Here is a 7,805-nt window from a genome sequence, read left to right on the forward strand (position 1 = left end):
GGCCCGCAGTAGACGCCCCTGCGTACGGTCCGACCCCTTTTCGGCCCCGGTATCACCCTGCCGGACGAGCCCGAACAGGTGTCGGCGGAGCGGATGCGTCCCGGCGCCGCGCGGTGGGGCCGAAGAGTGCCCCCATGATCATGACGAAGGTGCGCACCACCCTGACCGCCCTGGTGCTGACCGCGGCCGGTCTCGCCGCCTCCCAGACGCCCGCCGGCGCGATTCCGTTCGACTGCAAGAGGGTCGTCGCGGCCGACCTGACCCTGTGGTCGAGTTCGACCGGGTACGACGGCATCGCCACGCTGCACTACGGCGACATCCTCGTCACGGTCTCCAGCGCCAACGGCCGCTACGCGGGCTACGTCCACTGGAGCCCGACCCAGTCCTACGGCATGTCCGGCTGGTTCAGCACCGACGGCCGGTGGACCAACCCGACCGCCTGCTGACGACCGCGTAGCCGCACCGTCAGGACCGCTTTCCCAGCACTCCCGCCAAGGCCTCGGCGACGAGGGCGACGGCCCGGTCGTCGTCCTCGGCCAGCCGGCGCAGGACGGGCAGCGCGGCGGACGGCGGCAGCTCGGCGAGGGCCTGGGTCAGCCGGATCCGGACCGCCGCGTCCGCGGTGGGCGCGGCCGCCTCCGCCACCAGTGCGCCCAGGACCCGGTCGGCGTGCTCGGGGTCCCGGGCGAGCGCGCCGAGGATTTCGGCCGCCTCCATGTCGTTCGCGCCCTCGACCACCATGGCGACGAGCGTGGGCACGGCCGCGGTCGAGCCCCGGGCTCCCGACGCCAGGGCCGCGGGCCTGCGCACGGTCGGGTCGTCGTCCGCGAGCGCGTCGGCGAGCGCCGCGGTCGCCTCGTCGCCGGGCAGTTCGGCGAGGGCGAGCACCGCGCGTCGCCGGACGTCGACGTCGGCCGACCGCAGGCCGGGCGCCACGCTCGCGACCCCATCCTCCGCGCGCGCGAGGGCCCAGCGCAGTGCGCCCGCGACGTGCGGGTCGTCCTCGGCGAGGATCGCGCCGGCCAGCAGGTCGACGGGCACCTCCTCGGTCGGGGTGAGGGCGGTCTGCTGGCGGCGCGCGGCGCTGGGCGAGTCGAGGCCGTGCAGGAGTTCCACGATGCGCAGGACGTCCTGCCAGCCAGGCGGCGCCGAGGCGTCGACCGCGCGGAGGCGGGCGAGCAGTTCCCGTTCCCGGGCCAGGCGGTCCTCGGTGCGCCGGATGAGGTCGCCGACCAGGGTGGACGGGGTGAACGTGCGATCCTCCAGCGCCCGGCCGATCTGGCGCAGCGACAACCCCAGGGACCGCAGGCTCTCCACGTGGAAGATCCGGCGGATGTCCTCGGTGGAGTACTCGCGGTAGCCGCCGACGGTGCGGCCGGTGGGTCGCACGAGGCCGAGCGCGTCGTAGTGCCGCAGCATCCGGGTGCTCACGCCCGAGCGCCGGGACACCTCGCCGATCAGCACACCGCTCCCGGGCCGAGCGCGACGATCCGCCTCGCCTCGGCGACGGCCGCGTCGAAGTCGGCCTCCGGGTCGCGCAGGAGCTGTTCCGTGGCACGGGCGTGCGCGCCGACCGTCGGGTCGTCGCTCGTCCGCGCGGCGCGGAGGGCGTCGGTGACGACGTCACCGAGGGCGACCAGGGCTCGGCTGAGACTGAGCTGCACGGTCCGGTCGCCCCGGCCGAGCTGGGCGGCCAGGTCCGCGGCCAACGCCGTCCGCTCGCCGTCGGGCACGAGGAGGACGGCGGTCCGCCACGCGCTGCGCGCGACCTCGTCGTCCGCGTCGTGCAGCAACGACCGCGTGATCGCGGGCCACACGCCCCGGTCCCCGATCTTGGACAGCGTGTGCAGCGCCTGACTGCGGGCCTGCGCCCGCCCGGACCCGAGTTCCACGCGGAGCCTGGGCACCGTGAGGTCTGCCGGCAGGCGGGTCAGCGCCCAGGTGAGCATGTCGCGCACGAAGAAGTCCGACTCGACCGCGCACCGCGCCACCAGGGCGTCGATGAGGGCGGGGTTCGGGTTCGTGCCGACGGCGAGCACGGCCTGGAGCCGCGTCGAGGGGTCGTCGGCGCGCAACGCGTCGAGCAGGCCGGTGTCCGACGGAGTCGGGTGGGTCGGGTTCAGGGGGACCACCTCCTCCGCGTCAGTGAAGACCTTGTCACAGTGTCAAGGTCAAGCGCGTGGCGTGCAGGAGCGCCGGAGGGGACGCCGTGACCGGCCGGTGTCGCGCCGGCCGGTCACGGGGCGGAGCGCCTGGGTGGTGACGGTGGCCGGGGGTTCCAGGGCCTCCCACACCCGGATGTCGGTGACCCGCGCCGTGTGGAACTCCGTGTCGTGGAAGCGGGTGCGGGCCCTGATCACCGGTGCGACCCGGGTGGTGAAGGCCTCGACGCGGTCGGCCGCGGACCTCGCCGGCCCCTCGGGCGTGGTCTTGACCAGCATGAACGCCGTGACCGGCGACTCGGTCCGGTCAGCGGCCGTCGGTGGTGCCCGGGGTGGCGAGGACGGCCGGCCTGAGGGTGTGCGCGCACCACTGGGCGAACCCGGTGGCCGGTACCGCGCGCGGCGAGCGTTCGACGCCCGAGTCCAGGCCCTCGCCCTTGGCGCGCTTCATGGCGACCAGGCCCTCCACGAACGCTTCATCGAGGCCGTAGCCGAGCATCGTGGACCGCAGGTCCTCCAGGGACTCGCGCCGGTAGTGGACCGGGATGCCCAGCTCCTCGGTCATGATGCGGGCCAGGTCGTCGGGCGACAGGTCCTGCGGACCGAGCACCGGAACGCTGTCCACGCCGCTCCACGAGCGGTCCAGCAGCAGGTCGGCGGCCGTCGCGGCGATGTCGGCCACGGCCACCAGCGGCGCCCGGTGGTCGGCGGCCAGGGTGTCGGTGAAGACGCCGTCGCGGATCGAGTCGACGTCCTCCAGCAGGTTCTCGAAGAACGACGGGTTGGCCAGGGCGCGGTAGGCGACCCCGGAGCCGGCGATCAGGTCGTCCATGGCCAGGGACGCGGTGACGAGCCCGGCGTCGGCGGCCTGCGGGGTGCCGCGGCCCAGCGCCGAGACGCCGACGACGTGGGTGACGCCATGGGTGGCGAACGCCCGCGCGGCCGGTCGGGTGAAGCCGGTCCACGCCTCGTCGGGCGTGCGGGAGCCGTCCGGCGGCACGAGCCAGAAGACGGCGTCGGCACCGGCGAAGGCCCGGTCGACGGTCGCGGCGTCACCGTGCGAGCCGGTGACGACCTCGACCCGGTCGCGCACGGCCTCGGGGAGCCGGGCGGGGTCGCGGACGACGACGCGCAGCTCCTCTCCGCGCGCGGGTGCGGCCTCGACCAGCAGTGACAGCAGCCGCCGGCCGATGTTCCCGGTGGGGGCGGTGATGACGATCATGAATCCTCGCGGTGTGTGTCGGGTCGGTGTGACCCCCTCAGCGTGCGGACCCGTCCCGCGTTGCCACAATGGGAACTTCGGCATCCGATCATTGCCCGAAACGGAATGACCCTGGTGAGCAGCCCGACCTCGAAGCTCGACGCCAACCTCGCCGTCGCCCTCGACGCCCTGCTGACCGAGCAGAGCGTCACGCGCGCCGCCGAACGCCTGCACACCTCCCCCGCCGCGATGAGCCGCACCCTGGCCCGGTTGCGCCGGGTGCTCCAGGATCCGCTGCTGGTGCGGGCGGGTCAGGCGATGGTGCCCACGCCCCGCGCCGTGGAACTGCGCGACGAGGCCGCCGCCGTGGTCCGCGGCCTCGAGGCGCTGCTCACCCCGAGCGGTGGGATCGACCCCGCCGTGCTGCGCCGCACGTTCACCGTGCAGACCTCGGACCTGGTCGGCGCGGCCCTGGCGCCCGGGGTGCTCGACCTGGCCCGACGCCACGCGCCGGGTGTCGCGCTGCGGGTGCTGGCCGAGGAGTGGGAGGCGGGCCCCGCGGTGCGCGAGGGCCGGATCGACCTGGAGGTCGGGGCCATCGACCACGTCGACCCGGAAACCCGGGTCGAGGAGCTGGTCACGCTGCGGATGGCGGCCGGCGTCCGGGCCGGGCACCCGCTCACCGAGGGCACCCTGACCCCCGCCAGGCTGGCCGCGGCCGAGCACGTGGCGGTCAGCCGCCGGGGCCGCTTCACCGGCCCGCTCGACACCGCGCTGGCCGAACTCGGGCTGGGCCGCCGGGTCGGCGTCGCCCTGCCCGGACACCTGGCCGCGATGGCACTGGCCGCGGCGGGCGACGTGGTCTGCCTGGTGCCGACCGCGCTGCCGGGCGAACCGCCCTCCCCGCTCGGCGACGCGGCACGCGCACTGGGACTGCGCCTGCTGGACATCCCGCTTCCCCTGCCACCGCTGACGATCGGCATGGCCTGGCACCCGCGGCACACCACCGACGGCGCCCACCAGTGGTTGCGCGGCGCCGTGCGCCGGGTGCTCCGGCCGGCACGGCGCGACTGACGGGCGCTACCCGGCGGGCAGCACCTCGGAGCCCGAGAACCACCTCGACGGGTCCGCCAGGGGACGGGTTTCCAGCGAACCGGCGATCTCCGCCGCCGCGTTCTTGGGGAACTCGCCCCGCAGGAAGTCCCGGATCACCACCACGACCTGGAAGTCGCCGCAGTCGACCGTGGTGCCGCGGCTGCGGCCGGACGAGTCGTACGGCTCGAAGTGCGGTTCGCCGGCGGCGGTCAGGTCCAGGGCGATGATCTCGCTGTCGCCGGACCACGACGGGGTCGGCGTCGCGTCGCACAGGTGGAGGTAGGCGTGCCACTGGGTGCCGACGGCGCGGAGCCCGTCCGTCGCGCCGCACGGCCGCAGGTTGTAGGGCATCGACCTGATCCGCACCGGGAAGCGCAGGGGCGCCGGGCGGTCGAGTCGCACGCGCTCGGCCAGGGACCGGACCAAGGCGCGGTCCGACGCGGTGTTCGTCTCGGACTCCACGGTGAACCACCCGCCGGCGTCCCGCAGCGCGATGACCTTCCGGTCGCCCGACCGGTCGCCCAGCGGGAGGTCGCCCACGAAGTACCCCGAGCGGCCGCCCAGCGAGATCTGCTCGGCCCGGTCGAACGCCCGCAGGTCCAGCATGTCCGGTGCGTACCGGGTGATGGTCGCGATCTTCCGGTCGTCGAACGAGTTGTGGACGACGAGCGTCTGCCGGTCCGTGGCGACGACGCTCTCTCCCAGCCGCACGTCGTGCGGCACCGGGTCGACCGCGATGCCCAGCTCCAGCGCGATCCGCTGCCCCGGCGGTGGCGTCGGTGGCGGGCTCGACCGGCTGGTCGGGAACTGCGCGGCCTCGTCGTGCGACCAGGTCCGCGCCACCGCGAACGACCCGGCGACCAGGAGCACCACCAGCAGGGCGTAACCGGCCCGCAGGGGTGGCCGGCGCGACCGGCCGGTGCGCCTCGGGGGTGGGATCGCGGCGGTCCAGGCGGCGCGCATCGACCGCAGGTCCGGGAACCGCTTCGCCACGTCGCGGTGCAGCGCCCGGCGGAAGAACGCGGTCAGCGCCGGCCGCAGGTCCGGGTCGAACCGGTGCTCGGCGGGGGTGGCGGTCACCGCGTCGCCGGCGGCCGGGTGCGTGGTGCCGTCGCCCCACACCGGACGCACGCCCGACGCCATCTCGTGCAGCGTCACCGCCGCCGCGTACCGCTCCGCGTGGTCGTCGTAGAGCGGGCGGGCGGCCGTGCCGACGAACGGGTCCAGGTAACCCCACGTGCCCGAGGTGGTGTCGGACAGCAGGGCCTCGCTGAGCGAGAAGTCGTAGAGCACCAACCGGCGCGCGCCGTCCCGCCGGCACAGCCCGAAGTTGTCCGGCTTCACGTCCCGGTGCCGCACCCCCATCGCCGCCACCTGCTCCAGGGCGGCGAACACGTCCGCGCCCCACCGGGTCAGCTCGGGCCGGGTCAAGCCGCCGGCGGCGCGCAGGTGCCCGCCCAACGACCGGTCGGCCGCGTACTCCAGCTCGACCGCGGTCCGGCCGTGCACCCGGAGGGGACCGTCCAGCAGCCGCACCACCCCGCCGCCGCCCACCAGCGTCAACGCCCGTGCCTCGGCGTGCAGCCGCTCGGCCCGGTCCTCGTCCAGCGCGACCTTGAGCACCCGGCGTTCGGTGGAGCCGTCCTCGGCGACGCGCACCACCTGGAGCACCCGCGCCGTCGACCCGGTGCCCAGGACGCGCTCGACCAGCCACCGGCCCAGTCGCGTGCCCGGCTGCGCGTCGAGCGGGTCCACCGCCGCGAGACCGCCGGCGGAGTGGTGCTCGCGCTCCACCGCGTCCAGCCGGCGGAGGAACTCCTCCACCGACGGCCTCCTGCCGGGGCGGGTGCGGGTGGCCGCGAACACCAGGTCCCCCAACGCCTCGTGCACCCCGCGCGGGCGCAACCCGTCCTCCGCGGCGAGTCGGGCCAGCAGGTCGGCGCGGTGCCGCGCGGGCGGCTCACCGGTCAGCACGTGGTAGGCGAGGACACCCAGCCCGAACACGTCCATCGCGACCGGACCGGCGTCCGGCAGCCGCGATTCCGGTGCGAGCCAAGGAGCTTCGGGGTCGGCGAAGTGCGCCGCGGCGCTCTGCCCGATCGACGCCGCCGGGTCGCCGGTCCGGAACGCGGTCTGCCAGTCGGCGATGCGCGCCTCGGGTCGGGCGCCGACCGAGACCCACACCGACCGCACGCCCAGGGCCCGGTGCCCCAGCGCGTGCCCGTGCGCGAAGTGCACCGCCTCCGCCACCTGCCGCACCAGGTCGAGCCGGCGCGACGAGGTCGGCTCGTGCACGTCGAGGTAGTCGTCCAACCGCAGGTCCGACGCCCGGTGCCGGAACAGGATCGCCCACCCGCCGGGGTGCGGGCCGAACCGCAGCGGCTGCGCGATCCCCCGGTGCACCACGTGCTGGAGCAACCGGTACTCGCGCTCGGCGGCCCGTTCCACCGACCGCCGCGACGCCTCCGTGCCCTGCACGGCCGACAGGTGCACGCGCAACCGGCCCTCCTCGGCGAAGTCGCCGATCCGGCGCGCCAACCGGTCCTCCCAGTCCGCGCCCGCGTCCAGCGGCTTCGGGTCGAGTTCCCACTCGTCGCCGAACCGCAGGTGCGCCGTCGCGACCCGGATGCCCACCTCGTCCAACAGCCCGGGCAGCACGTCCCGCACGAAGTCCGCGTCCACCGGCGGCCCGTCCGGCGGCGCGCCGAGCAGGTCGCGCCACAACCACGGCAACCCGCTGACCGCACCGTCCCGGCCGTACACCCGTTGGCGCTGCACGACGTTCATGTCCGCGCTCAGCCCCGGCGCGGAGAGGAACACCGCCGGCTCGATGCGCGGGACGCGGACCCGGGCGACGGAGTCCAACACCGACCGCAGCTCCTTGGCCTTGCGGTCCACCAGGTGCAGCGGGTTGCGCAACGCCCGCCGCGTGCCGCCGTCGTTGAACCGCCAGTTCTCGCCGTGCGCCCGCACCGAACCGGGATGCGACTTGATCTCCACCAGGAACAGGCCCGCCGGCGCGGCGAACAGCAGGTCGCACTCGTTGACCCGACCCGTGGGCGCGGTGAAGGTGAACGTCGCCCAGGCCCGGTGCGGCCACGACCCGGTCACCGAGCGCCGGACGTGGTCGAGCGCGTCCTGCTCCCACGGGTAGGGCGAGACCTCCTCCTGGAACCACCACCGCGCGTCGCTCATCGGCCCCCTTCCGAAGCGCCGAATGCTAGCCACGTGAGGGGTTCTCGCCTCAGGTGCCGTCGGGGGGTGGGCGTGCTGCGCCCCCCCCCCCCCCGCGCACGCCCGCACCAACCCGCCGTCGGGGGGCACCCCCACCCCGGCGTACCCGGCCC

Annotated in this window: 6 protein-coding genes and 1 pseudogene; 2 read left to right on the plus strand and 5 right to left on the minus strand. The window is 75.3% G+C overall.

What is annotated here, in order from left to right; all coding sequences use genetic code 11:
• The first annotated feature begins 134 nt into the window (after nt 1–134).
• Entirely contained in the window at nt 135–446 is a 312-nt protein-coding gene (locus AB0G50_RS35630) for a hypothetical protein (RefSeq protein ID WP_360118453.1), read from the plus strand.
• A 19-nt stretch (nt 447–465) separates the two neighbouring features.
• Here AB0G50_RS35630 and AB0G50_RS35635 read toward each other — a convergent pair whose 3' ends face one another.
• From AB0G50_RS35635 to AB0G50_RS35650, 4 genes and pseudogenes are all read right to left on the minus strand, one after another.
• Complete coding sequence (locus AB0G50_RS35635) at nt 466–1,464, minus strand: MerR family transcriptional regulator (protein WP_360118456.1); 999 nt, start codon at nt 1,462–1,464, stop codon at nt 466–468.
• Nucleotides 1,458–2,132, minus strand: coding sequence for a HEAT repeat domain-containing protein (locus AB0G50_RS35640; RefSeq protein WP_360118459.1), 675 nt, complete (start codon nt 2,130–2,132; stop codon nt 1,458–1,460). The genes AB0G50_RS35635 and AB0G50_RS35640 overlap by 7 nt, the downstream gene beginning before the upstream one ends.
• A 39-nt stretch (nt 2,133–2,171) precedes the next feature.
• Nucleotides 2,172–2,456, minus strand: a pseudogene (locus AB0G50_RS35645) (darcynin family protein); the annotation flags it as partial.
• A gap of 13 nt (nt 2,457–2,469) precedes the next feature.
• Nucleotides 2,470–3,384: an NAD(P)H-binding protein gene (locus AB0G50_RS35650; protein WP_360118462.1), complete on the minus strand. Its 915-nt coding sequence runs from the start codon at nt 3,382–3,384 to the stop codon at nt 2,470–2,472.
• A gap of 105 nt (nt 3,385–3,489) precedes the next feature.
• Between AB0G50_RS35650 and AB0G50_RS35655 the strand changes: the two genes are divergently transcribed.
• The gene (locus tag AB0G50_RS35655; protein WP_360118465.1) at nt 3,490–4,437 is read left to right on the plus strand and encodes a LysR family transcriptional regulator; all 948 of its coding nucleotides are present in this window, start codon (nt 3,490–3,492) and stop codon (nt 4,435–4,437) included.
• Between the two features lie 6 nt (nt 4,438–4,443).
• Here the strand turns inward: AB0G50_RS35655 and AB0G50_RS35660 are convergent, their stop codons facing one another.
• Nucleotides 4,444–7,653 carry a protein kinase gene (locus AB0G50_RS35660; protein WP_360118468.1) on the minus strand — a complete coding sequence of 1,070 codons (3,210 nt, stop codon included), beginning with the start codon at nt 7,651–7,653 and terminating at the stop codon, nt 4,444–4,446.
• Nucleotides 7,654–7,805 lie beyond the last annotated feature (152 nt).

It is taken from the genome of Actinosynnema sp. NPDC020468, from assembly GCF_040642015.1.
Lineage (GTDB): Bacteria > Actinomycetota > Actinomycetes > Mycobacteriales > Pseudonocardiaceae > Actinosynnema.

Excerpts from the sequence above, each read along its gene's own strand:
- AB0G50_RS35630 (WP_360118453.1), top strand. The coding sequence starts at position 135 with ATGATCATGACGAAGGTGCGCACCACCCTGACCGCCCTGGTGCTGACC.
- AB0G50_RS35650 (WP_360118462.1), bottom strand. The coding sequence starts at position 3,384 with ATGATCGTCATCACCGCCCCCACCGGGAACATCGGCCGGCGGCTGCTG.
- AB0G50_RS35655 (WP_360118465.1), top strand. The coding sequence starts at position 3,490 with ATGACCCTGGTGAGCAGCCCGACCTCGAAGCTCGACGCCAACCTCGCC.
- AB0G50_RS35660 (WP_360118468.1), bottom strand. The coding sequence starts at position 7,653 with ATGAGCGACGCGCGGTGGTGGTTCCAGGAGGAGGTCTCGCCCTACCCG.